Consider the following 24,511-nt stretch of genomic DNA (forward strand, 5'->3'; position numbering starts at 1 on the left):
AATTCAGAGGGATTTATTTTTGAGTAAGCTCTTTGTTGTCAGATCCCTTGACTGCGTTTTCCAGCAGCGTTTTCTGTCTCTGGAGCCGATGTACTTTTCCTTCGATTCTTGCGATGTAATCACGCAGTGTTTTCTGCTGTTCCTGGGTCAGGTATTTCTCATTGCGGATTTCATCGATCTGATCCTGAAGCCGGAAGACGTCTGCACGTCGCTCAGCAGCTTCCTGGTTTATTTCCAGGGTCTGCTGGCTGATCTTGATACCTTCATTGGCCAACTGGGTGATCTGTGTATCCAGCGCCGCGATCTGCTGCTGCAGTTCTGCTGCTTTAGTATCCATGGCCTGTCGATCAACCTGATTGATTTGTTCCCAGTTCTGGATAGCTTTCTCCATGGGAGCAATCGGTTTGGTGATCTCTGAGAGTTGTTCGTTTTGTTGTTGGATCTGGTGTTTCTGAGCAGCGACGATCACTTTTGCCAGCACGGGGGAGGAGGAAATCTGCTCACCACCTCTTCTGGTTTTGACAGTCCAGGTCGGATTTTCACCGGGCTGATATTCAAACAGGTAGTTTGTCAGCTTATCTTTTTCCTGAAGCCAGTTAGGGCCACCTACAGCGGAGGCCGCGGCAAATCCCATAAAGGCGATACTGGATACCAGTACCAGGACCAACAGGATTTTACTGAAACGAGTCATGGGGTTTTCCTGAGTCTATTTTGAAAGACTTCAATCTGTTCGGGTAGAGATCGCTCTCTTACTTAATATTATTATGTGCTAAGTTTTCGGCCGAATCTATCCACTTTATTCCTGGAAGAAAATAAGTTGGAAAATTCTCCGGAGTGGCCCTTACAGATGTGTCTTTGGAGCCTGTCAGATCCTGCTGAGTTGAAGCTTTTGATACTAACGAGAGCTTGTGCGCAAAAACAACCTATTTTGTCAAATCGGTTGTTTCCCTATTATAAATACGCTCAAAAAGCAGAGTCAAACTGAAATTCAGCTAACCATCTGGCATTTAACTGTTTGACCTTTCTAACTTGGTTGGCAGACATAATCGCTACCTTCGGAAAACTTGACATAACAGCAACCTGTCAGCATATACTAAGTGCTTATGACCTTAGAGATTCCGAATGGCAGGCGACGGTTTCCTTCCAGCGCTCGAGATTCCGCATGCCATGTGATCGCAGGTGCACTGAAATGTGCTGGTCGTATAAAGATGATTATCCAAATCTGTTAACTTGTAGTGAAGCAAAGTCGTTTCTCTGAAAATACTTAGTAAATCACGTAGTTTGGTCCAAATTGCAATAGGTAAAATCAGGGCACAATGGTATTTTGAAAGTAAGACGACCATTACTTCAAACTAAGCAATCAATGTGGAAGCATTGAGCTGATACTGGGCCCTCCGATACCAGACGTATCGTAAACAATGGAGATTGGTTCATGGCTACCGAAGAAGTTCCCTATCATATCACTGCCGTCAATGACCATCTCAAGGTGCAATTGTTACCGGAATTGAACGAATCCGCTTGGGATGAGCTGGAATCTCTCGGCGACACATTGCTGACGGAAGTCAAAAATCAGCAGTCCCCCAGCGTCATCATTGATCTGACCAGGTTGGATTTTATTAATAGTTCTCTGGTGGCAATCGTGATCCAGGTCTGGAAGCTGGTCGATGAGCAGGGGGGGAAAACCGCCATCCTGAATACCAGTGAAATGGTTGAAGAGGTTTTAAATATCTCTGGTCTCAAGAAGGTGTGGTTCATCACCGCTTCCGAAGAGGAGGCAGTCGCGCATCTGAGCCAGGCTGTTAAACAAGAACGAATCGAGCGGCGCCGTACATTTTCAATGCCGATACTGCTGGGCATTGTCGCAGTGCTTTCCGCTGTGGCCTGTTTTGCGTTATACATCAGCGACACCCTGACCCTGGATCCGAAAATCGCGTTAGGGGCCACGATCTCCTTTTCTCTGGCAGGATTGCTTCTGGGTGCAACCGCACTCAAAGATCGTCGAAAGAATTTGCGGATTCTCGGGGTGGTTGTCTTGATCAGCAGTCTGGTTCTGGGAGGACTTGGCCTCTTTAAACTGATTTAACGAGCTGGATTATCAGCCATTCCCAGTCACATTTCTCTCACCGAAGCTTATTGTTAGGACAGAAAGAGTCGAGTCATGTCAGATACTCCTGCGAATACCGAGAACAAAACTGAAGGGCGGCAACAGGCACTCCAGGCCGAGCTGCGGGAACTGATTGACGTAGTAGGGCCCGGCCCGCTGGTTGACTTACTGATGGAGCGTGCTTTTCAACTCCAGGCGACCGACATTCATTTAGATCCGCTCGAAGATGGATTAAGGCTTCGATTAAGGGTCGACGGGATGTTGCACGATATCATCCAGCTTCCCAAGGAAGCGGCGGCATCCGTGATTTCCCGTCTCAAGCTGGCTGCCAATATGGATATTACAGAACGGCGGCTGGCCCAGGACGGACACATTAATAACCAGACTCTGCAGAACCGTCGCGATATTCGTGTCGGTTCTGGTCCCACCATCCACGGGGAGCGGCTGGTGCTACGGCTCATGCCGGATCACAAACGTTTTACACATTTTAACGAACTCGGTCTCAGTGAAGCTCAGACTTCTGAAATCACCAAATATTGTACAGCTCCGTATGGGATGATTCTGAGTGTCGGACCGGTCGGTTCCGGAAAAAGCACATCCATTTACAGTTGCCTGGATTATCTTAACCAGCCGGAAATGAGCCTGGCGACGATTGAAGATCCGGTCGAACGACGTATTGAAGGGGTGAACCAGATTCAGATAGATCCCAAAATCGGGTTCAGTTTTGCCGAGGCGCTCCGTGGAGTTTTGCGTCAGGATCCGAATGTGATCATGGTGGGAGAAATTCGAGATTCCGAGACTGCACATATTGCTGTGCGGGCAGGGCTGACGGGGATTCGTGTCCTCTCGACTTTGCATTCCAACGACGCCGTGGCGGCGATCGATGTTTTCCGAGAATTCGGGATTCCTTCCATGTTCATCACTGACAGTTTGCAGGGAATTATTTCTCAAAGACTTGTTCGTTGCATCTGCGAGAAATGTCGGGCTCCCTACCAGCCGGACTCAGGAGCATGTGAATATCTGGGGGTCAATTCAGATCAGCTGGCCGAATCCAAAATCGCAATGGGAGCGGGCTGTGATCATTGTTTCCAGACGGGGTACCTGGGTCGAACGGGGATCTTTGAAACTCTGGGAGTGCGTGGAGAACTGAGGGAAGCGATCCTGAGGGGGGCGACACAGACTGAAATCTTGCGACTTGCATCCGAGAATGGCATGACGACGATGGAAGAATCTGGAAAAGCCAAGGTTCTGGAAGGGATTACCACGGTCCAGGAACTGCACCGGGTCCTCGTTTGAAACGGTGATTTCAGGCTCGACCAGATAGCAGATCGATGAGCTCACGCTCTGTCTGTACACTATTTCGTTGCGGGCTTGTCGGTCTCGCGACTGTCAGCGAAGGTGGAGTTCTGCAGAAAAAATCATTCAAATCTAGTAGTTCTACTATATAATTTGACGTAGAGAGTCTCAGTGAAAAGTTAGCTGAGACGGGCCGTCTGCATATAATATCATCGAATCATGCAAGACAGAGCCCATGAACATTAGAAATACTCAGCCGTCTGACAATCTGCTAACCCGTGAGAGTCAGACTGGTTTTTCCCATTCGGCGACGTCGTCCATGTCGAACCAGATCCGGTCCATGAAATCACCAGTGAAGGATACAGCTCTAGTCAATCAACTCAGAGAGCGGTCATCATCCGCCGCAGAAGATCAGGTTTCGGAAGAGGAAGAACCGGTCCTGTCCGTCAAGGAAAAGATTTTTGTCTGGCTCGCCAGCTTCATGGCAACGGGTTACCTGTTTTCTCTCCTGTTACACTCAACGATTTTAACCGTCATGGCAATTGTGATTGTGGGCGGGATGCAGGGCAACGATCATCTCTCTACTGTAGTCACTCTGGACGATGAAGATCAATTTGCATTTAACGGTCCTCTGGATACGCGTGTTGAGGAAGAGGCTGGAGGCAAAACGACTGAGTTCGATGTAATGCAGCCCGTCAAGACGCTGACCGGTGAGGCGGAAGAAGCCTTGAAAGAAATGGAAGCGGATGTTTCCCTGCATCTGGGGAAAGGGGATGGTGATACTGATGGGGACGGCTCAGGCAGCGGTGGAGGTGAATTCAAATTCAAACCGATGGGTAATGCCGTCACGGCGGGGAGCTTTACTGCCTGGACCGTACCCAAAGACCCTGATCTGAATGAAGATTATCTGATCATCATCCAGGTTAAGTTGCCAACCAGTTATAAGTCGACGCGGTATCGTGCTTCAGACCTGATGGGGTTGGTGCTGGGGACAGACAGTCATCGGCAGGCTATCCCCTGGGATGTGCGCTGGCCCAATTCGACGTTCACTTCCACGGCTACAGGCGATATCCGCCCGGTGGATAAAGGGGACTATCTGCCACTAAAGAAACGGGTGGCTCAGCTGATTGTCAAAGTTCCTGGTTCCAAAATACCTGCGACACGCGACACGATCAGAATTCAGTCCAAAGTTCTCAAAGAAAAGCAGACTCTGGAAATCGAATTTTAATCGGGTGAGTCAGGCGAGATTTAGTCGGCCATCCCTTTGACGCAGTCCAGCCAGCCTCTTTCGTAGATCTCACCCAGACCGGCCCAGTGTGCGGGTGGCTCGCTCAGATTGCCTTTACATGAGGGGCAGGGAAGGTCTGGTTGTTTTGGGAATACAGGGCTCACGGATGTGTCACTGGAGATCCACAGTGCATCGCATTCATCACAAAGGATCACGAGGTCCAACTGACTGCTACAGATTCTGAGTCCCAGAGTCCCCTGTTCGCAAGCGGGGCAGATTCCGGTGTAGTACATTATCGCGTGATCCTGTTTCACAAGTCGTTACATGGGAAATGCTGTAATTACACTGGAGCCTTCCAGTACGAGTCGGATCTTATTGGCAGGGGGTTTTCCCATCCTGTTTCCTATCTGGCCACCGACGTATCCAACCGGACGTTGCATGTCGACTGTGTAAACAGTGCGTTGCCCCTCCTGCTTTTTTTGTACGGTTCTGCCTCCCTGTAATGCTTTCAGGTAAGCTTCATCGATCAATGCCAGGACTTTCGCCTGTTCGCCCTCTCCTGCAAAGACACCGTGTTTGCCAGGGCGGCGAGGCTGGTCGGTTGCGTGACGCATGACATGCTTCAGGCGATGTTTTTCCTGGCTGCCAGGACCATAGGTCAATCCTGCCGTAGATTCCCAGACTTGATTTCCGGACTTCTGTAGCTGTCCAAGTTCAGGACGCGATTCTTTTGAGTCGCTGCTGGAGCCCGGAGGAGGACGATTCGAACTGGCTGGAGTCCGCACCGTCTTTCTAGCGGGAGCAGCAGCTTTTCCTGAGGAAGTGGTCTGTGACTCTGGAAGTTCTCGATCGCTTGCAGTTTGACGCAGGAGTTCTGCATCGATTTTGGTCGGCTGTGAATCCTGATCTGATCCATCTGTCGCGACAGACACAGAATGGTTGCTTCCGGGGACTTCTGGCTGTTTCCCCCGCTGCTGTTGCTGGAGTATCAGATAGATCACCAGAAAAACAGCGACAGAGATGACCCAGGCAGGTGACTTGCGCCTACCTGGGGTATGTCGGTCAGATGGTTGTTGCATCTTGAGTGTCCATTCCAGAATCGAAATCAGTCAGTCAGGGATTGTAGATAGTTCTCATAGATCTGCTTGAGTTGTTCGACCTTCTCTGGATACTGTTTGGCCAGATTCTTTTTTTCACCGATATCCTGGGAGAGATTTATCAGGAAGAGCTGGTCTTCCTTGCTTAAGGGAGCCTGATTGCTAGTGTCTCGGGGATGGCCCAGCAGTTTCCAGTCACCTTCGCGGATGGCCCAGCTTTTGCCAATCTGCCAGTAGAAATTGTCGTGTGGACTGGGAGCTTCTGCCGATTCGATTACAGCTTTCAGGCTTTTTCCATCCAGTTTGTGTCTGGGGAGTGGGGCACCGGTCAGGTCAGCAATTGTTGGCAACCAGTCACAGCCAGTCGCCAGTTGAGAACGAACTTCTCCTTCCGCAATCGTACCCGGCCAGGAAATCATGGCAGGGACCCGGATGCCTCCTTCGAACAGGCTGAATTTGGCTCCTCGATACGGGCCCGCATTTCCGCCCCCTCCGAATGTACGCTCTTCAGTAGAATGTCCATGATCGGATTGAAAAATAACAATCGTGTTTTCACGCAAGCCGGTTTCTTTCAGAGTCTGTAACACCTCGCCGATGCAGTCGTCCATGGTGGAAACGAAGGCCGCGTACTTATCACGGGGGGATTCGAGGTGTGCGTATTTTTTACGCCATTTGTCTTTCCCCTGTAACGGGTAGTGGGGCACATTGATGGCCCAGTACAGAAAGAACGGTTTCTCGTGAGGTTCTTTGATGAAATTCTGACATTGTTTGACCATCAGATCGGGAAAGAATTCACCGTCGTGCCAGACCTCTTTGCCGTTAGCCCAGAGATCATGTCGGTTCGGACCATTCCAGTAGAAGAAGTGAGAATAATTGTCGATACAGCCACCCATGTGCCCGAATGAACGGTCAAAGCCCTGTCCGTTGGGCATGGTTTCGGGTGTATATCCCAGGTGCCATTTACCGACATGGGCCGTCTGGTATCCCGCCTGCCGCATCATTTCTGCAATTGTCACCTGTTCCGGCGGCATACCACTCTTGCCATGATGTGAAGAGACATTTCCTGGAACGCCGGCGCGTCGTGGGAATCGGCCGGTCAGCATACCTGCCCGGGAGGGAGAACAGACAGGGGCCGAGGCATAGAACTGGGTGAAGCGAATTCCCTGATTGGCAATAGAATCCATGTGGGGAGTGATCAGGTCCTTGGAGCCATAGCAGTTTACATCAATTGATCCCTGGTCATCGGTAAAGATGAGGATGACATTCGGCTTTTGTGACTTTGGCTCGGCAGCCGATGCACTTTCAATGAGCAGACTGAAGTTGGCAGCCGACAGGCAAACCAGAAACAGCCACAGGCGATTGGGTTTTGCTGTGTCTATCTTCGCTGAGCGCATGGGAAATCCTGGTCTATTTAGAAACTTGGAATTGATCTGTTAACAAGATAACGATTGAAGAGTTATTCGTGGGGAGTCTCATCCCAGGCATTCTGAAAGACTTTTTCGCCGTGGACCGTATAGGGATTTTGCATGCTGTCCTGATAGACGCCAAGCCCTGCGGTGACGCAGTGAGCGCCGGCAATGGCGACGTCGGCAATCTGTCGACCATTGCGGATTGCAGCTGCAATGATTTCTGATTCGTACTCGTGACGCTCCAGCATTTCAGCTACTTCCATGATAAAGGTGGTTGCAGAGTCACCATAGGTTTCTTTCCAACCCATAAAGGGGCTGATAAAAGAAGCTCCGGCCCGGGCTGCATGCCAGGCCTGTGCCACGGAAAAGATCAGGGTGGCGTTCGTTCGAATGTTCTGGCTGGTCAATTCACGAATCGCTTTGAATCCCCCCTCACTGGCTCCCACTTTAATTACGAAGTTGGGGGACATCTGCGCCAGCTTAGCGCCTTCTTTGACAATCTGTTCCCAGTCAGTGATATGTGGATTGACTTCGACGCTGACTGGTTTGTCAGTGCCGGCAAAGAGCTCTGCGATTTCTTCGATCACCTTTAAAAACGGCTTACCCGAACTTTTGATATGTTTGGGGTTGGTTGTCAGCCCATCCAGATCCCAGTATTCGAGTCCGTGTCTGATCTCCTCTGTGATGGCGCTGTCCAGAAACAATTTCATTGTGAATTCCTCGGGGGTAGATAAAATGACTAAAACTGCAATTGTGTTTGATATAAATTGAAAGTTGTCGCATGGAAGCATCTCTCAAGAATGTCTGTTATTATAAAGTGATCAGATTCCATTATTCCATGCTGCGTTTTTGGATTCTGCCAGAAACCATACCTTCGTAACAACCCAAGTGAACCTCGAGTTAAAGAACCTTCCCCATCATGTCCACACAATTTCCTGATTACCTGCAGGTTACTCCTGATGAGATCGCCCAGGGAACAAATGTTAAATTCTCCGTGGTCAAGGATATGCCTGCCGTAGCTGAGCATATGGCCCATGCGATGCTGAATGTGATTGAGCGGGCCCGGGAAGCAGGGCGTCAACCGACATTGATTGTACCCGTTGGTCCCGTTGATCAGTATCCTGTACTGGCTGAGATGATCAATCAGCGGCAGTATTCCATTCAAGATGTGATGCTGATCAACATGGATGAATATCTGACCGATGATGATCAGTGGGTCGACATCACACACCCCCTGAGCTTTCGCGGTTATATGAATCGGAAGTTTTATGATCTGGTGAACCCTGAACTCGCGCCACTGCCCGAGAATCGTATCTGTCCGGATCCAAATGATGTGGCTGCCATTCAGCGGGTTATTGACCAGCGGGGCGGTGTGGATGCCTGTTTTGGTGGAATCGGAATCAATGGCCACATGGCTTTCAACGAACCTCCGGAACCGGGTGAAGAGATTTCTGCTGAAGCTTTTGCTGCCTATCCCACACGGAATCTGAATCTGACACGAGAGACGAGAACCATCAATTCAGTTACCGTGGGGGGCGAGATTTCAATTATTCCCTGGCGTGCCGTCACGGTCGGGATGAAAGAAATTCTAGCGGCCCGGGAACTGCACTTTTACTGCAACCGTCTCTGGCAGAGTTCGGTCGTCCGCCGTGTTTTACATGGGCCCGTTACCAGTGCCTGCCCTGCTTCGCTGCTGAGAACGCACTCGGATGTATCATTGACGGTCGCGGAGTATGTGTCAGAGTTGCCTGACATCCGTTTGCGATAAATATCTCACGTATTCATAGATTGAGTTGTTTCAGATGAAGATTGATTTTGATCAGGAACGTATTCTGGCCGTGGTGGCGCATCCTGACGATGCAGAACTGCTCTGTGCTGGCACTCTGGCACGGGCCAATCAGGAGGGGGCCGCAGTTGGTATCTGTGTCATGTGTCAGGGCGATAAAGGTCAGCCTGATCCTCCTGTTGAGAATCTGACAGAAGTACGTCAGGATGAAATGCGAGCGGCTGCGGAGTTGATTGGGGCAGAGCTGTTTTTCGGAGGCAGTCCGGATGGGGCTCTATTCGACAGTCTGGAACAACGTCGTCAACTGACTGAAATAATCCGCCAGTTTACACCAACCCTGGTGCTTGCTCATTCACAGAGTGACTATCATGCAGATCATCGAGCTGCTTCTGTGATTGCCGAGGCAGCGACCTGGTTCAGTGCATCAGCGGGAAACAAAACCGAGTCTCCTGCTTTAATGCAACCACCAGTTCTCTGGTGGATGGATACTGTGAATATGTCTCAGTTTGATCCTCATTTTTATATCGATGTCAGTTCTTTTGTTGAAACCAAGGTCGCGATGTTGAATTGTCATCAAAGTCAGCTACAGCGAGGCAAAGATGCCAGCTTTTCACCTTTGCAAGACCTCATGTTGCAGCAGTGCGTTGCCCGCGGCGCACAGTCCGGTGTGGCGTCTGCGGAAGCGTTTCGCAGTCATACGGCCTGGAAACGCTGTGTTGCCTGGTGAGTTTTTGTACCTGATTAAATCAGGCCAAATCGCAGTGCGTCTCGCTGTCGAGAAGGACCAATGTACTGAAAGCTGGCGGTCAACCGGCCACGACTGGAAGCGACGATTTGTTTTCGCTGTTTTTCAAAACCAGCCTGCCTCTGAACAGTGGATGGTTTCCGGGTCATTTTCCACAAGGGAGAACGGGCGCGGTGGCGGATCATGGCGGGATGGCCGGTGACACTCGTGTAACGGTGCTTGCAACTGTAGAGCGATGCCACATACTCACTCAATGCATTTCCGATGCCCACTCCCTGATAGTCCGGTAGACAGACCGTGCGGTGCTCCCGATAGGAAGGAGATTTCGGGTGTGGAAAATACATTACAGCTGTGAAGGCAGCTGGTTGTTCTTCAACAAGTGCCACAAAACAATTGGCAGCCTGGTGAAGGGAAGCGTCTAAATAGTGATGTTTGCGGAACAGGTGCCACGCATCTCGATGCACGTTAACAATTCTAAGGGAGATTGAGGGCCGTGGTTGCCTTTCGCACCTCCATTGGAAATCATCCAGTGCCGGCTGGTAAATCCAGTCAGGATTCAGCCAGTCGATAATATCATAATGGCAGGCCACCGCGACCAGCTGTTGATCACGGCGACGAACTGTTTTGGCAATCGCACAGCTGCCGGTACGGGCGACCATACGATCGACGACGGAAGTGAATTCATCGATTACGACCAGTTCGGAGAGTTCCGCCAGGGCCCGAGCCATTCTGACACGAAATTGCTCTCCGTTGGATAACACATGATACGGACGAAGCCAGCCGGGGGGAGATGAGAATCCAACTGATGAGAGCAGGCTGGTGATTTCTTTGATACCCATTGCTTGCGGGAAGGCATCGATGATGCACTTCTCGCTGGGCCAGACAAAATCATCGACGAACTGATCTTGAAACAGTTCCCTGGCGATGGTCGTCTTGCCACACCCAGAGGGGCCTACGATCAGACCGATGTTCCAGGGACGCTCGGAAAGTGGAAGTTCCACAGACCACTGTTCACGACTTCGAGTTTCTGCTGCGAGTCCGAACATCCCTTCCAGTTGCATTACACGCGGAGTTCGAACAATAGGCGATTCCCTTATGAGATCCAGGCGCGACATTGATAACCTGCTGATTTCAGATATTCCAGAAGTGTGAGTTGCTCCGCTTCAGCTTGGCAGTCAACCAGGACTGAGAAGCGTTCGGTGAGCAGTTCGGTTTCATCGATTCCGGATTCCTGGTCAGGTAATTCTGGGGATGAGGATTTCAGATTCTGAAGCAACCCCTGCAGGTCTTCTGATTCTGTTGTAATTGACCCAAGCAGTGCATTGAGTGCGGATTGATCAGTCTCCGCCAGACTGGTAATCGAGTCAAACGTCGCCAGAACCTGATCTGCTTCCGAGGCTGTCAGATCTGAAATCAGGCAGGGGATCTTTGTATCTTCGGCGATATTGGCCCGCAGATGACCGTCGATCAATTCGTATTTCCCGTCACCACAATCCCGAACCAGGCAGGCTGCTGCAAATCCAATCTCATTTAAGATGGTTCGCAGCGCTGTTTCCTGAGCTGCGGGATGGTTTCGCCAGTTTCGGGAGTTAGGGATCAATTGGGAGGCTTTAATTCGCCTGAAACTTTTTATGCGATCTTTGATTTCCATGGGCCGGGTCTTTAGTCGGGTTACAGGCAATCCAGACAGCGATTAGAATCGTTTCGCTGTCGAATCTGATCTTTGTGATAGTCAGCTTTAAAAATGGGGCCGCCACAACGGGCACAGAATGAGATAAGTTCGTGTTTGACCAGCACCGCATTGACGACCAGTTCCGGGTATTCCGCTTGCGCGATTTTTGCCGCCAGCACATGAGTTTGTGCTTCCCGATCCAGGCGTTTCACCGAGTGTCCATTTTTTTCTCGTGCCAGATAAACAGTAAAGTGAGGCATAAGTGGTACCTTTTCCTTTCTGAATGAAGATGATTCCGAGACAGTCCATACCGATTATTTTAGACTTGGCTCGTTTTTTGTCTTGGGGTGCATTCAGTCAGGAGTGTTGATTGGGAACTACCGCGAAAAGTTACTCTACCAGTTCCAGATTGAAGAGCGTGTCCTGATCGGCAGGGATAACGATCTCATCTGTCGTGGGTGGTTTTTGTCGTAACGCATCCGCGATCAAGTAACCGCCGACCGGCACGCCGATTCCGGTTGCCAGCAGTCCAGCTCCCACAGCCAGCCTGGCGAGTGTTCCAGCCGCATTGCCTGTTGGGGGAAGATATTGATGTGTGACGCTGCTGTAATCTCCGATGTGCATGTCTTCGCCCTCAGGACGATTGTTATCTACAATTTCTTTGCCCAGCAGTTTTTCCCGGGTGGACATCACCAGGGAGTCGACGCTGTCAAAGCGTCTCGATGTCTGTCTCAGGTTTTCCGCTCGTTCCCCCACTTTCACGCCCCACCACATCTGCGCCATTTTCTCCTTCCAGCTTGTCGGCTGCGTGGTTTCGTTTGTCATTAAATTCGCTCCAGGAATCCATGAGCTCGCCGAACGTTCCATTCTGGAACGCCCGGTCGAGCTCATTGTTTTCGTTAATCAGGCGATCATGAAACAGTGTTGTTTGCCTGATGAGTTCTTCCAGTGGGTCGGTCATCAGCTGGCCTGCGACGGACCTGCGGGAGTGACTTTACTGGCGACTTCACGAATACCGACCGCTTCATCGAGCGTCACCATCCGTTTATTTTCCAGGTAATCGTAATCCACGATTTTCTGCACCGTCACAAAGTTATTCTGCGCTACGGTTCCAGTCTGCATGAGTTGCGTCAGCATGTGATTGGCAACATTGTCGGATAAATCCACAGCCATCTCCTTTTCTCCTTTTTCCTGAATGGGAAGTTCTACTTCTAAAATATCGCCGTCCGGCATGAATTCGCCTCACTTGTTAACGGCCTTGAAACGTAATTTGATTGGTTGACCGAGTTGATATCTCTGTTCCTGTTTGACCGATCCGTCTGCACCGATGAGTTGAACGGGAATCTGAGTCTGTTTTAGTTGAGTGATCTGTTGTTTTAGTCTGGTAATCTCGGACTCCAGTGCAGCAAACTGTTCGTTGTGATTGATTTCTGGTTGTTGCGGTGGTGAAGCGGGATCTGATTTCCGATTCACAGGTGATTTGCAATGGGGGAGTCTTCCATACAGATTGATAAGTCTATCTCGAATCAGCATGCTGTCCGTGTAGATGGTGTGAGTCTGGTCATGCCCTTTAATGATGCCTACGATCTGTCCATTGACAAGAATAGGACCTCCGGAATCTCCTTTTGCGACCAGTCTGGAAAAGCAATGCCCGCGGCGCGTTACCCGGATGCGGGCTCGCAGGGTTTTGAGGTTGTAAACTCCGTTTGAGTATCCGTAAGCGATAGCCTCCATTCCATCTATCGGTTGAGTGTCCGAAAGTATGAAACAGTGTGACGCGGGAATTCTTTGGGTTTCCAGGATGGCATAGTCAATCTCCTCTTCATATCGCTTGAAAACGACCCGGGCTTCCCACCACGTTCCACCATAGCCGACATGAATGGTTCGTGCCTGAATGACATTGTGCGCGGCAGTAATGTAAACGGAGCAGTCCGCGATATTTCCTACGAATGCGCAGGCGCCGGTTCCGATGAGCTGGCGACAGCCTTGGGGAGTGCAGTTTGTCTCTGTTGTTCTGACAGCGAGTGCCTGAGCGTGCAGGCAGGATGTAGACAACATGACGAGCAGGAAGAGGATAAATCTCACCATTGGAGGTACCTGTTAAAAAACAAGAGAAAGTAGTGCCAGGGGTTGAGTGGAACTTTACCTGGCGCCCAGTGAAAGGCGGCGACTCCGAACAGCCTGACGCGACGGTAATAAATGTTTGCCATAAACTTGCCGAGATCGCAGCGGCGCAGATTACGATACAGGGCCGCATCAGCGCGTGCCCGGTCTCGTTTACAACTTCCCAACTGGTAGGCGTAATCGTGCCAGTGGCAGGCGGGTCGGAGATCAACGCCTCCCCACTGGTCTGGAGAATAATTACAGCCGTTCGAGACAAAGTCAGCAGGAGGTGTCGGGCCTTCCATCTGTTTTGTCAGTGATTCAGGCAGATCTGAGAGATGAATCTCGGGCATTAGTGCTCCCCAAATACGCGGTCTTCCATGCGGCTGATCCGTCGTTCGTGTGAATTGACCATTTCTATTAACAGCTCTTTATTCGCATCTAGCTTTTCGTCGATCTGTATCAACTGGTGACTGTGTTCGATGAGTGTCTTAGCGGTCCAGGTGATTGCTCCTACTCCCCCTGCCACTATGGGAGAAAACACACAAGCGATGACCCAGGCAGGAATGAACAGTCCTTTTTGAGGTTGTATGGGCATTTGTCTCTCTAAGATTCAAAAGTCAGTGAATGGGGTAATTGTCAAAGAGAGAGTATCATCCGGATCGGCGTGGTGCAGACAAGCTTGATCTGCATAAAAAAAGCACCTGTTGTTGCTCAGAACAACAGGTGCGGATCGTTCACGTTATGGAAGAAGAATGGCGGTCGATAATGCAGGCGGACCAATACGGTCAGCTGTCGTTAGTTTTTCGTTTCAGTGGGAATTCGCTGACAGAAAGTTGCTCTTGTTTCACCGATTGCAGTCTGTGCCAGCCTTCTGTAACCAGAGTATCCCTCTGTCGGGCTTCGTCTGGATCCAACTCTCGTTTATCGAAAGGCCCTTCTATGGTGACAGGAGTAAATTGCTCATCGACGATAAACTGTGCGAGAGCGGGATTACAGCGGATGTGATACTCTGGTTGCTCTTGAAGTTCTGCTTCTTGAACTTCGCCGATAATATAGCGCAGATAGAGCCCGCTGTCCTCGATATTCTCGACTTCTTCACCACAAACTATGCAGAGATAACCCTGGTCGCATCTGGCCATGATGTTGACTTACACATTGATTAAATAAAACGGAGAAAGAACATTCAGTAACCACCGACTGGCTGCTGACACTTCTGTTTTATTGTAAGTGGGCTTCGTGTGCTGAGTGAAGAGTGGTCAGGATGTTTTGAGATATTCTTTCAGGTTGGCGATTTCTTCCAGAAGTACTTCTAAGAATTCAGAGGCGGCTTCTTTATTGTCAGTCGCCATGATATCTCTTACCGACTGCCTGATTTTTTGAGTGGGCGAATAGAGGTCGAGAGTCACTTCAGTATTGGAAGAATGAATGACATTCAGTGACATGTCATTCAGCTCCTGCTTAAGCTCATCCTGGTCCAGAGGTTTGAACATGATCCGCGAGAATCCCAGTTCCTTGGCCAGTTTGATCCGTTGCAGATTTCGATCCTGGGCATTGTTCTCGGGACGTACTGCGGTCATCAGGATAAATTGTGGTGCAGGGACGACACCATGGTCAGAGTAACGTTCCAGCTGTAGGGCTTTCTGAAACAGGTCGACACCATCCATGCCGCTCATCACAAGGTCTGTCAGAACGACATGAATCTCATTATCAGATTGTAGTAATTTAATCGCTTCAAAAGCGGATGAAGCCATCACCGCTGTGAAGCCAATTTTCTCTACCAGCCGCGCATAATAATGACAAGAGTATCCAATATCATCGACAACAAGAACTTTCATCGACCTGCCTGAACGGTTGGGAGAATGAAAAATGTTTCATCTGTCAATCGACAAAAACAGAGGAGCATTTTTCCTGTGAACAAAATATGAATGAAATTTAATATTTATATAGAAATCAAAAGTTTGAATCGTCATTTTAAGGTTTTTCCCTGCATGAGAATTACCGAATTACCACTCACGGGTCTAAGAAACCCCCTGATTTTACGGTAAACTGCTATAAATGCGTCACGATCTTATTCATCGAACCTGTATGTCTGACTAAATCAAAAAATTCTACATTGAGGTCCTGAATTATGTTGATAAATTGACACACAACTCCACTCTGACAAATTCAGATTTGCCGTCAGTTGGGATTCTTAATCGGAGTGTTTTGTCGCAATTGGTTCCCGTAAAGGTATTGAGTGTGGTGTCTGGAGCGAACAGATTTGCTCAATTACGATTCACGCTGTTTCTGACTGATCCAGAAGTCGTGCGCATCAACGATCACGTTACTGCCGAATTTGAAGTAGGGAATTCCGGATTCTTTCAGAAGTTCTTTGAAATTCTTCTCCGTCATCCCGAACAGCTGCGCCCAGATTCTACTGCTGAACTTGCCAGTTTGCGGAAAGGCTCCAGGCGATTGCGCGAGGTTGTTTACGAGGTCGAAAGCGAACCGATCAGATTCAATGTACTTGTTTGATTCCGTCATGAGATCAAAGCCTGACATTATTTATCGCGTTATATTCCTGGCAATGACATAGTTGATGGCGCATATCTCTCACGCAGAGAATGGCAAGCACGTAAAGCGAAAGAGTGAGTGAAAGCGAGGATGCTGCGATCAAATACGCATCTAAGAGATCACGCGATAAAATTAGCGACACCTACAGCGGTCGCTCCGCGGCTGCCCCCAGGCAGAAATGGAAGTGTGGATTTACCACTCTCAGACAATGAAAACATTGTATCAGTGGTTCCTGTACAAAGCAATATACAGTGTTGGTTTTTTGGGGAATTATATCACACAGATTAGTATGGAAAATGCCTGAAAACAGGGGTGAAACGGCTGTGGGAATCTGCCCGTTGCAATAAGGTCAGAATTCCAGATGAAACATGGGCTAACTCTTATATAATCGGTCTGAACCAGCTTGAATTGACTGTTCCCGATTGGATGAGCTCACTATGTTGCACCCGGAATTTCTGAATTCGCTTTCGCGTCGTGCCTTCTTTTCTGCTTCTCTTGCAGCGGTGTCCTGCAGTCGACTTTCTTCTCTGCAGGCGCGACTCAACAAGGCTCCCAAGGCACAAATTGCGATCACGTTTGATCTCGAAATGAGTCGCATGTATCCCAGCAGAGAGATGCTGGAGTGGGATTACCAGAAAGGAAATCTGAATCAGGAAACAAAAGACTATTCGCTGAAAGCAGCTCAGATTGCTACCGAGCTGGGAGGGAAAGTCCATTATTTCTGTGTCGGACGCGTACTGGAACAGAAGGATGTGCAGTGGATAAAACAGATTTCAGAGCTAGGACACCCGATTGGCAATCATACCTATGACCATGTAAACGTCTGGGCAACGGAACCTGCTAAAACGCAATTTCGCTTTTCTCGATCTCCCTGGCTGTTGGGAGGCAAAACTGCAGCCGAGGTAATACAGCACAACGTTCGGATAACGACCGAAGCGATGCAGCAACGGTTGAATATCAAGCCGGACGGCTTTCGAACACCCGGCGGTGCCAGTGCCGGGCTCGATCAACGGGAAGATTTGCAGAAGCTGCTGCAGTCAGAAGGATTTCAATGGGTCAGTTCTAAATATCCCCGTCACAAATATAGTGAGCCGGGGACTGAGCCCCAGCAGGAAATATTTGATTCTATTCTGGAAGCACAACGGTCTGCGCAGCCTTATGTCTATCCAACGGGGCTCGTCGAAATACCCATGAGCCCGATCAGTGATGTAGGGGCCTTCCGAACAAGCCGCTGGAAGCGAAAGTACTTTTTGAAATCAGTCGAGTTGTGTGTGCAACAGGCGATTGAACAGAAATTTGTTTTTGATTTTCTATGTCATCCTTCCATCATGTATGTTGAAGACCCCGATTTCGAAACGGTGAAGCTGATCTGCAAACTGGTGCAGCAGGCGGGAGACCAGGCAGAAATTGTGGGACTGAGTGAAATTGCCGGGCGCTACCGGGAAAAGCAACACTGAGGTTATTACAAGGAGTCATTCTGATATGAAGTTTCTATCCCTCATGGCTTTGAGCCTTATCAGTCACAGCCTGGTAATACGCCCGGTGTGGGCTGGTGACGAGCCACGTATATATCAAAACACATTGCAGCCGATCAAAAATGCAAAACCCTTGCTCGCGGATCATCCCGAATTCGTACAGCCCATCGAAGAGTTACGACGATTTGAATCTCCACTGCTGGTCGATGATGCCGATGCAGATCTGTCGGTCCGCGCGTGGCGATTTTCTTATAATGCCCGGGGAATTATCGAAATGCCGAATCGTATTTCGATTCAGAAGACCGCAGTGATCATGGTTCATCCCTGGGGGATTGATGACGGTCAGGGGTGGCAGACACCAGAACCAGCGGGCGCCGCGGATTTCTGTACTCCCGAAAAGAATCATTTAGCAGGTCGGCACACGCGGGAAGTGATAGATCCCTTTCTGAAGCGAATGCGAAAGCAGAATGCGCTGATCATGTACAGCCTGATTGGAAAAGTCGATCCGATCCGAAAAAAGTTGTATCGCACATTCGATTACAATCCAACATCAGAGGAACGCGCACAGGCACGGAAGGATCTGGCACAACAATTGAAAAGTCTGCCTTATCGGGGGAAACCGTTGCCAGCGCAAATAACGCTCTCGCAGGAACAGCCTGTGATTGATTACTTCAAGCAGTTTTCCGGTTTGAGTGCCGGCGATCACTTTAACGGCAAGGGGTTCTGGGATGTGCCGGTGCCTGTTACTGCCGACATTACGGTCCACGATGATGATGTGCTGATCTTCGACCGGGAAGGCTATGCACCCCTGAAGGAATTTTTAAAGAAGCAGGGGATCCGCCATGTGCTGTTAACCGGTTATGCGACAGACATGTGTTTCTGTAAAACGACTGCCGGCTACGAAAATTTATCAGAAGACTTCAATGTCTTTCTGGTAGGTGATGCGACGCTGGCGACCTTCCCGGCGAATTCTTCACCTCGCTATGCAACTAATGCCCACATTTCATTTGCCTCTCTGAATCATCTGATAACGCAGGTCTCCTGGATCAAACCGATCAACTCTGATTGAGAGAATGCGAGATCTGTTTTCTGGAATCTCTGAATCTGATCGAAGTTCTCAGCGAGAGTGGCAGTCTGATCGGGTTCATTTTAGAATGATCTGCTTCTGAATTTCGCTCGCCATTCAAGAAAGACGCTCTACATGTCAGACGATAGTGCCGTTGTTGATGAAGAACTGGTTCCCGATGATGTCATCCCACACCAGTCCCTGCCCCCGTTGAAGTATCGCGATCTGCCTGCCGCGATTTCCTGGAAAAAGATGATTGGTCCCAGCATCATGCTGGCTGGCTTGTCATTGGGGTCCGGCGAGTTTGTACTCTGGCCTTATATCACTTACAAAACGGGCTTCATATTTTTCTGGGCCTGTCTGCTGGGAGTGATGACACAGTTTTTTATGAATATGGAAATCGAACGCTGGACGCTGGTGACCGGCGAAAGTGCGATTACCGGGTTTTGTCGATTGAACAAAAACTGGGCCTGGATCATGCTGATGTTGAATATTGTCCCGTGGGCGTGGCCCGGTTGGGCCACGGGAGCGGGAACCATGCTGAGCTGGACATTTCTGGGGCCGGAGACAATTGCTACAGCCCAACTAGATCCTGCACCAGCGCAATTCGATCTGTCGAAAGTCTCTGAGAAGGCGAGTTATTCTTCGGATTCAGGCACGCTTCAGTGGCGCGGACCCATGAGTGAACCGGAACGTGACAAATTAAGTCTGGCTTTTCAACAGAATGAGATTCCGGATCAGTCGGCGCTAATTTTTCAGAAGATTCAGCAGGGAACGGATCTCAATTACGAGGCGAAGTATAGCGCGTTTTTGGGGATTGCGGGACTGTTGCTGGTGGGGGTTGTCCTGACCACCGGACCTGTGGTTTACAATACGGTAGAAAAGATTCAGATCTTTCTGGTGGGCATGATTTTCGTGATCGCCGTCATCCTGGGGATCTATCTCATCCAGCCTTATGCAGTGACCGCCATGCTGGAAGGAGCCATCAGTATCGGCAAAATGCCTGACGCTTCCAGCGGTCTGGGAACGATGGCACTGCTGGGGGCATTGGCTTTCGCGGGTGCCGGGGGAACGATGAACCTGGGGCAGAGCAACTTTATCAAAGACAAAGGCTATGGAATGGGGAAGTACATTGGCCGCATTACGAGTCCGATTACCGGACAGGAAGAGGCGGTCAGTGAAGTCGGCTATCATTTCAAGCATACGCCGGAAAATCAGGAACGCTGGAAACAGTGGTGGCGAGCAGCCAATATCGAACATTTTTTCAGTTTCTTTTTGACTTGTCTGGCCTGCCTCGTGTTGCTGTCTCTGATATCGTATTCCCTGTTTTATGAAGCCAATGGCCAGCTTCGGGAGGGCATGGATAAGTTTGGTGAAGGACTGAATTTTATCTGGGGCCAGGCGATGCTTCTGGAAGCAAAATTAGGGAACACGTTCAAGCTGCTGTTTCTGTTGATGGGGGTGGCGATTCTGCTGACTACGGAGTTGGGGGTGCTGGATGCGACGGCCCGCATCTCTGCGGACATTCTTAAAGTCAATTATTTGCGGGAAAACGAGCATTGGTCTCTGAGCAAACTCTACTATTTCTTCTTGTGGGGAGAAATTCTTTTAGGCTCAGCGATCCTGCTCTATGGATCGATTAATCCGCATTTCAGTCAGCCTTTGTTTTTGATTAAAACTTCCGCTGCCATGAATGGCGGCGTGATGTTCCTGTATTCGATGATCCTGTTGTACATGAATTCGAAAATTCTGAGTCGCAGTATCAGCACCAGCCCGCTAAGATTTGTCACAATGGTCTGGGCTGCCGCCTTTTTTGGTTATTTCAGTCTACAGGCATTTCAGATGCAGATCATTCCTTACTTCTTCCCGCACAGTTGACCCCTGAATTCCTCACGTAACACCCACCATTGATTTCGGATTCCTGTTCATGTCAGATCATGTTAAATCTTGTGCCCCTTTTCTGTTGATGAGATTTCCCTGTTTCGCTTTACTCTGCACTTCGATCATCGCTGGAGTTGTGAGCGGTTCCGATATTCAGGCTGCCACTTACTATGTCAATAACCAAACGGGCAGCGATGAGTACGATGGGCTTTCAGAGAAAACCGCTGTGGCAACGATTGCCCGGGCGATCTCGCTTTCCAAAACCAGCGACCGAATCGAACTGGCGAATACAGGCACCGTCTACCGGGAATCGATGCTGTTTCGCAAGCTGGGCGGGACTCCTGATCGACCGTTTTTGATCGAGGGAAATGGAGCGGTTATTTCAGGTCTTGTGTCACTCTCCGCGGAACAATGGAAATCGACGGGAGAGGGAGTCTACGTCTTACAACTGGATAAGACTCCGTACGGAAATCCGTTTCTGGTATCAGCAGGGAAACGTCTGCCTGCTGCCAGAAATCGAGAAGCTCTGAAAGAGGGGGAGCATTACTGGGATCGAGAGTCTCACAGGATCTATCTATATTGCGCAGCAGGAAAGCGACCTGTCGACTATAAACTGGAAGCGACGTTGCAGGTCAGTGGATTGACTCTGACCAGTGCCAGCTACATTTCCTGCCAGAACCTGATCGCGGAACATTTTACGAACGATGGGTTCAATATTCATGGAGACTGTCGCGGCATTAGACTGGAGAATGTAGTCGCGCGACACAACGGCGATGATGGTATTTCCATTCATGAAGCGGGGGGGCTTATTGTTCAGAACGCTTATGTCCATGACAACTTCTATGGTATTCAGGATGTCAACGCGTCCCGTTCCGTTTATAACGGTGTGCTGGCAGAAAAGAATCAGGTGGGTGTCAGTCTGGTGGGTGGTTACCATTCACTGGTCGACTGTCAGGTCCGCAACAATACACAAAAAGAAATTGATATCGCCGGCGCGGTGCCGCGCCACCTGATTGGTGGAGAACAGAATCTTCTGGCCCGGACGATTCTATTTGCTCAGAATGTGTCCGTGTTTGGAGAGGGAAGCGCGGCGGGGCTCAGTGTCCGTAATGGTGCTCATGCGATTGTTGAGCATACCGTGATCACAGGTACCAGAACTGGCGTATCCATAGATGCGCAAAGCCATGGTCATCTGACTCTGACGGCGGTTAGCAAATGTGACACGATTCTGGATCTGCGGACTAAAGACTGTTTCCTGGATTATAATCTGTATGGCGTCGGTCGGTTCCGCTGGATGGAAACTGATTACAGTGCCGATCAGTGGGCGGAGTATCAGGCCGCTTCGCAACAGGATCAGCACTCCCGAATCGAGCAAATATCAGTCTCAGCAGACGGGCTGGTCAGCACCCCTGGAGAAGCATTGCTTTATTCAGATCGGAAGCAGACCGTCGGACCAACGGCACCGTTCACGCTTTCATTTTCACAGGATTAGCCACATTCCAGATGTAAGGCGATCCGCTGACGCCTGATCTGCAGGCGTACTTGCCTGTATTTGTCCCCAATTAGCTATTTGGAAGGGGTTGAGATAGGGATTGCCTCATTTTCAGCGATCTTACATAATACAGGCGAGCTGACGAGGATTGTCAAATTCAAGTTCCTTAACTGTTTACGCCAAAACTGGCAATCTTTCAGTCACAGGTCCGTATTTGAACATACATCTGGAAGTTCCACTCATTGAAAGAGCGTTAATATGCCCATTTATCAAGATAACTCTGAAACAATCGGTCGGACCCCTCTGGTTAAGATCAACCATTTGACGGAAGGGTTGAAGGCGACAATCCTGGCCAAAGTTGAAGGTCGAAATCCGGCGTACAGTGTTAAGTGTCGCATCGGTGCGAACATGATCTGGGATGCGGAAAAGAGCGGAAAACTGAAGCCTGGAATGCAGGTGGTGGAGCCGACCAGTGGTAACACCGGCATCGCGCTTTCCTTCGTCTGTGCGGCCCGCGGTTACAAGTTAACCCTGACCATGCCAGATTCGATGTCCGTAGAACGACGTCTGATGTTGAAAGGCTTCGGTGCCAACCTGGTACTGACACCCGGGGCTGACGGTATGAAAGGCGCGATCCAGAAAGCAGAAGAACTGGCTGCCAGCCCGGAATTCTTCATGCCACAACAGTTCGAAAACCCGGCAAATCCGGAAATTCACTTCAAAACCACCGGTCCTGAAATTCTGAAGGATACCGAGGGCAAAGTCGATTACATTGTCGCTGGGGTGGGGACCGGTGGAACAATCACGGGTATTTCACGGTTTCTGAAGACGGATCAGGGGCTCGATGTGAAATCGGTGGCAGTCGAGCCGACGAGCAGTCCAGTTCTGTCAGGTGGTGAGCCAGGAAAACATAAGATTCAGGGGATCGGAGCCGGGTTTATTCCCGGTAACTGCGATACCTCATTGATCGATGAAGTGATCCAGGTTACCGACGATGAAGCCTTCGAAATGGCTGGTCTGATCGCCAAAAAAGAAGGGATCACCTGCGGCATCAGTTGTGGTGCAGCGATGCATGCTGCCCTGGAGATTGCCAAACGCCCCGAAGCAGAAGGTAAAACCATTGTTGTGATTCTGCCCGATTCGGGTGAGCGTTACCTGTCGACGCCCTTATTTGATGAGGCGCGTTAATCTACGGACCAGGTGGCAAGTGGTTGTCAGACCATGGGTTCGCGGATCGTTCAAGTTACATGAACCCTGTACAGATCAATTCGTGCGCAGTTGGAGTGCCTGTTGAGTGGCAGCCAGCGGTTCAGGTCTGTATTCTTCACTAATCCTGCTACAGCTAGAACCTGGGTCAGTATCTGGTGTCTAGCGGACAGAACCTGTAGTTTCGGGTCATCGTGCGGGACCTTTTACTTCGACAAATCATGATATTGGATGGTTAGCTATGCGTTTTGAAACAAAGTGTGTTCATACCGGAGTCGACAAGGACAGTACCTTTAACAGCTGTACAACTCCGATCTATACTTCCTCGACTTTCTACTGGGACAGCCTGGAGAGTCACAAAGGATTCGATTACACACGTAGCGGAAACCCGACGCGAAGTGCGATGGAAGAGAACATCGCTGCTCTGGAGGGGGGCGTCAGCTGTCGCGCTACTGCCACCGGTATGGCTGCCATCACACTGGCCCTGCATCTGTTTAAACCCGGCGATCACATCATCGCCGGCGATGACATTTACGGTGGTACCTACCGCCTGTTCGCAGACGTCTTCACCAAATGGGGAATTAAATTCTCCTTCGTCAAGATGGGTGACATTGAAAACGTCCGTGCAGCCATCACTCCGGAAACCAAGGCAATCTGGATCGAGACACCCAGCAATCCGCTGTTGAATCTGGTCGACATCCAGGCTGTAACGAAAGTAGCAGCCGAGACAGGCTCGGGCATCATTACAATCGCCGATAATACTTTCTGCTCTCCTTATCTGCAGCGGCCCATTGAATATGGAGTCGACATTGTTCTGCACTCGACGACGAAGTATTTGAACGGCCATTCCGATGTGGTGGGAGGCTGTGTGATTTCGCGGACAGATGAGCTGGCTGAGCGGGTCGCATATATTTCCAATGCACTGGGACTGGGATGTTCTCCCTTCGATGCCTGGCTGGTGTTGCGCGGGGTTAAGACCCTGGGAGCACGTATGGAGGCGCATCAGCGGGGAGCGATGGCTCTGGCACAGATGCTGGAAGCGCATCCCAAAGTGGAACGCGTCTATTATCCGGGACTGGAATCGCACCCGCATCATGAGCTGGCTAAGCGTCAGCAGAGTGGCTTTGGCGGGATGCTGAGTTTCGATGTTAAAGACGGGCGTCCGGTTGCCGAAAAAGTGATGCTGAACTCCAAGCTGTTTCTGCTGGCTGAATCACTGGGTGGCGTCGAATCTCTCATCGAATATCCGGAGAGCATGAGCCACGCTTCCATGACTGAAGCGGCACGCCGTGAGGCGGGGATCACTGAAAAGACCGTTCGTGTATCTGTAGGGATTGAAAACCCGGACGATCTGGTGGCAGATTTGAAGCAGGCTTTGGACAGCTGATAATCACT

28 protein-coding genes are annotated in these 24,511 nt (G+C 50.0%); 11 read left to right on the forward strand and 17 right to left on the reverse strand.

Features of this window, described 5'->3' with window-relative positions:
- Positions 1-13: 13 nt before the first annotated feature.
- Entirely contained in the window at positions 14-691 is a 678-nt protein-coding gene (locus F1728_RS15805; protein ID WP_145045315.1) for a hypothetical protein, read from the reverse strand.
- A 741-nt stretch (positions 692-1,432) separates the two neighbouring features.
- Between F1728_RS15805 and F1728_RS15810 the strand changes: the two genes are divergently transcribed.
- The 3 genes from F1728_RS15810 (at position 1,433) to F1728_RS15820 (ending at position 4,628) form a co-directional block, all read left to right on the forward strand.
- Complete coding sequence (locus F1728_RS15810) at positions 1,433-2,083, forward strand: STAS domain-containing protein (RefSeq protein WP_155364935.1); 651 nt, start codon at positions 1,433-1,435, stop codon at positions 2,081-2,083.
- Positions 2,084-2,158: 75 nt separating this feature from the next.
- On the forward strand, positions 2,159-3,400 hold the full coding sequence (locus F1728_RS15815; protein ID WP_155364936.1) for a GspE/PulE family protein: 1,242 nt from the start codon (positions 2,159-2,161) through the stop codon (positions 3,398-3,400).
- Between the two features lie 340 nt (positions 3,401-3,740).
- A complete protein-coding gene (locus F1728_RS15820) occupies positions 3,741-4,628 on the forward strand; it encodes a hypothetical protein (RefSeq protein ID WP_155364937.1) in 888 nt (295 codons plus the stop codon).
- Between the two features lie 20 nt (positions 4,629-4,648).
- Here F1728_RS15820 and F1728_RS15825 read toward each other — a convergent pair whose 3' ends face one another.
- The 4 genes from F1728_RS15825 to F1728_RS15840 form a co-directional block, all read right to left on the reverse strand.
- Positions 4,649-4,921, reverse strand: a complete 273-nt coding sequence (locus F1728_RS15825; protein ID WP_155364938.1) for a hypothetical protein — start codon at positions 4,919-4,921, stop codon at positions 4,649-4,651.
- A 27-nt stretch (positions 4,922-4,948) separates the two neighbouring features.
- Entirely contained in the window at positions 4,949-5,707 is a 759-nt protein-coding gene (locus F1728_RS15830; RefSeq protein WP_155364939.1) for a hypothetical protein, read from the reverse strand.
- Positions 5,708-5,733: 26 nt separating this feature from the next.
- Positions 5,734-7,119 carry a sulfatase family protein gene (locus tag F1728_RS15835; RefSeq protein WP_155364940.1) on the reverse strand — a complete coding sequence of 462 codons (1,386 nt, stop codon included), beginning with the start codon at positions 7,117-7,119 and terminating at the stop codon, positions 5,734-5,736.
- 62 nt (positions 7,120-7,181) lie between these two features.
- Positions 7,182-7,844 carry a transaldolase family protein gene (locus F1728_RS15840; protein ID WP_155364941.1) on the reverse strand — a complete coding sequence of 221 codons (663 nt, stop codon included), beginning with the start codon at positions 7,842-7,844 and terminating at the stop codon, positions 7,182-7,184.
- Positions 7,845-8,053: 209 nt separating this feature from the next.
- Here F1728_RS15840 and F1728_RS15845 point away from each other — a divergent pair, with 209 nt between their 5' ends.
- Together F1728_RS15845 and F1728_RS15850 are read left to right on the forward strand one after the other, a co-directional pair.
- Complete coding sequence (locus F1728_RS15845) at positions 8,054-8,902, forward strand: sugar phosphate isomerase family (RefSeq protein WP_155364942.1); 849 nt, start codon at positions 8,054-8,056, stop codon at positions 8,900-8,902.
- Between the two features lie 34 nt (positions 8,903-8,936).
- Positions 8,937-9,647 (forward strand): PIG-L deacetylase family protein, encoded by a 711-nt coding sequence (locus F1728_RS15850; protein ID WP_155364943.1) that lies wholly within the window; start codon positions 8,937-8,939, stop codon positions 9,645-9,647.
- A 14-nt stretch (positions 9,648-9,661) separates the two neighbouring features.
- Here F1728_RS15850 and F1728_RS15855 read toward each other — a convergent pair whose 3' ends face one another.
- From F1728_RS15855 to F1728_RS15905, 12 genes are all read right to left on the reverse strand, one after another.
- A complete protein-coding gene (locus tag F1728_RS15855) occupies positions 9,662-10,666 on the reverse strand; it encodes a GNAT family N-acetyltransferase (RefSeq protein WP_228030198.1) in 1,005 nt (334 codons plus the stop codon).
- A 92-nt stretch (positions 10,667-10,758) separates the two neighbouring features.
- Positions 10,759-11,316 (reverse strand): ParB N-terminal domain-containing protein, encoded by a 558-nt coding sequence (locus F1728_RS15860; RefSeq protein ID WP_155364945.1) that lies wholly within the window; start codon positions 11,314-11,316, stop codon positions 10,759-10,761.
- Positions 11,317-11,336: 20 nt separating this feature from the next.
- Positions 11,337-11,597: a hypothetical protein gene (locus F1728_RS15865; protein ID WP_155364946.1), complete on the reverse strand. Its 261-nt coding sequence runs from the start codon at positions 11,595-11,597 to the stop codon at positions 11,337-11,339.
- 130 nt (positions 11,598-11,727) lie between these two features.
- Positions 11,728-12,120 carry a hypothetical protein gene (locus F1728_RS15870; RefSeq protein WP_194242394.1) on the reverse strand — a complete coding sequence of 131 codons (393 nt, stop codon included), beginning with the start codon at positions 12,118-12,120 and terminating at the stop codon, positions 11,728-11,730.
- Entirely contained in the window at positions 12,047-12,298 is a 252-nt protein-coding gene (locus F1728_RS31290) for a hypothetical protein (RefSeq protein ID WP_194242395.1), read from the reverse strand. The genes F1728_RS15870 and F1728_RS31290 overlap by 74 nt, the downstream gene beginning before the upstream one ends.
- Positions 12,298-12,510 (reverse strand): hypothetical protein, encoded by a 213-nt coding sequence (locus tag F1728_RS15875; protein WP_145045290.1) that lies wholly within the window; start codon positions 12,508-12,510, stop codon positions 12,298-12,300. The genes F1728_RS31290 and F1728_RS15875 overlap by 1 nt, the downstream gene beginning before the upstream one ends.
- A gap of 69 nt (positions 12,511-12,579) precedes the next feature.
- Positions 12,580-13,425 carry a trypsin-like serine peptidase gene (locus tag F1728_RS15880; protein ID WP_155364948.1) on the reverse strand — a complete coding sequence of 282 codons (846 nt, stop codon included), beginning with the start codon at positions 13,423-13,425 and terminating at the stop codon, positions 12,580-12,582.
- The gene (locus F1728_RS15885) at positions 13,419-13,793 is read right to left on the reverse strand and encodes a hypothetical protein (RefSeq protein ID WP_145192795.1); all 375 of its coding nucleotides are present in this window, start codon (positions 13,791-13,793) and stop codon (positions 13,419-13,421) included. The genes F1728_RS15880 and F1728_RS15885 overlap by 7 nt, the downstream gene beginning before the upstream one ends.
- The gene (locus F1728_RS15890) at positions 13,793-14,038 is read right to left on the reverse strand and encodes a hypothetical protein (protein ID WP_155364949.1); all 246 of its coding nucleotides are present in this window, start codon (positions 14,036-14,038) and stop codon (positions 13,793-13,795) included. Before F1728_RS15890 ends, F1728_RS15885 begins: the two co-directional genes overlap by 1 nt.
- Positions 14,039-14,228: 190 nt before the next feature.
- Entirely contained in the window at positions 14,229-14,582 is a 354-nt protein-coding gene (locus F1728_RS15895; protein ID WP_155364950.1) for a hypothetical protein, read from the reverse strand.
- 117 nt (positions 14,583-14,699) lie between these two features.
- On the reverse strand, positions 14,700-15,278 hold the full coding sequence (locus tag F1728_RS15900) for a response regulator (RefSeq protein ID WP_155364951.1): 579 nt from the start codon (positions 15,276-15,278) through the stop codon (positions 14,700-14,702).
- A gap of 433 nt (positions 15,279-15,711) precedes the next feature.
- Positions 15,712-15,966, reverse strand: a complete 255-nt coding sequence (locus F1728_RS15905; RefSeq protein WP_145192789.1) for a hypothetical protein — start codon at positions 15,964-15,966, stop codon at positions 15,712-15,714.
- 467 nt (positions 15,967-16,433) lie between these two features.
- Between F1728_RS15905 and F1728_RS15910 the strand changes: the two genes are divergently transcribed.
- The 6 genes from F1728_RS15910 to F1728_RS15935 all read left to right on the forward strand — a co-directional run bounded on the left by F1728_RS15910 (position 16,434) and on the right by F1728_RS15935 (position 24,503).
- Positions 16,434-17,453 (forward strand): polysaccharide deacetylase family protein, encoded by a 1,020-nt coding sequence (locus tag F1728_RS15910; RefSeq protein ID WP_155364952.1) that lies wholly within the window; start codon positions 16,434-16,436, stop codon positions 17,451-17,453.
- A gap of 25 nt (positions 17,454-17,478) precedes the next feature.
- Entirely contained in the window at positions 17,479-18,540 is a 1,062-nt protein-coding gene (locus F1728_RS15915; RefSeq protein ID WP_228030199.1) for an isochorismatase family protein, read from the forward strand.
- 132 nt (positions 18,541-18,672) lie between these two features.
- A complete protein-coding gene (locus F1728_RS15920) occupies positions 18,673-20,415 on the forward strand; it encodes an Nramp family divalent metal transporter (protein WP_155364953.1) in 1,743 nt (580 codons plus the stop codon).
- Between the two features lie 139 nt (positions 20,416-20,554).
- On the forward strand, positions 20,555-21,910 hold the full coding sequence (locus tag F1728_RS15925) for a right-handed parallel beta-helix repeat-containing protein (protein WP_155364954.1): 1,356 nt from the start codon (positions 20,555-20,557) through the stop codon (positions 21,908-21,910).
- 258 nt (positions 21,911-22,168) lie between these two features.
- Entirely contained in the window at positions 22,169-23,098 is a 930-nt protein-coding gene (gene cysK, locus F1728_RS15930) for a cysteine synthase A (RefSeq protein ID WP_155364955.1), read from the forward strand.
- A gap of 259 nt (positions 23,099-23,357) precedes the next feature.
- A complete protein-coding gene (locus F1728_RS15935) occupies positions 23,358-24,503 on the forward strand; it encodes a trans-sulfuration enzyme family protein (RefSeq protein ID WP_145045269.1) in 1,146 nt (381 codons plus the stop codon).
- Positions 24,504-24,511: the final 8 nt, after the last annotated feature.

The sequence above is a fragment of the Gimesia benthica genome (assembly GCF_009720525.1).
In the GTDB taxonomy this organism is placed as follows: Bacteria; Planctomycetota; Planctomycetia; order Planctomycetales; family Planctomycetaceae; genus Gimesia; species Gimesia benthica.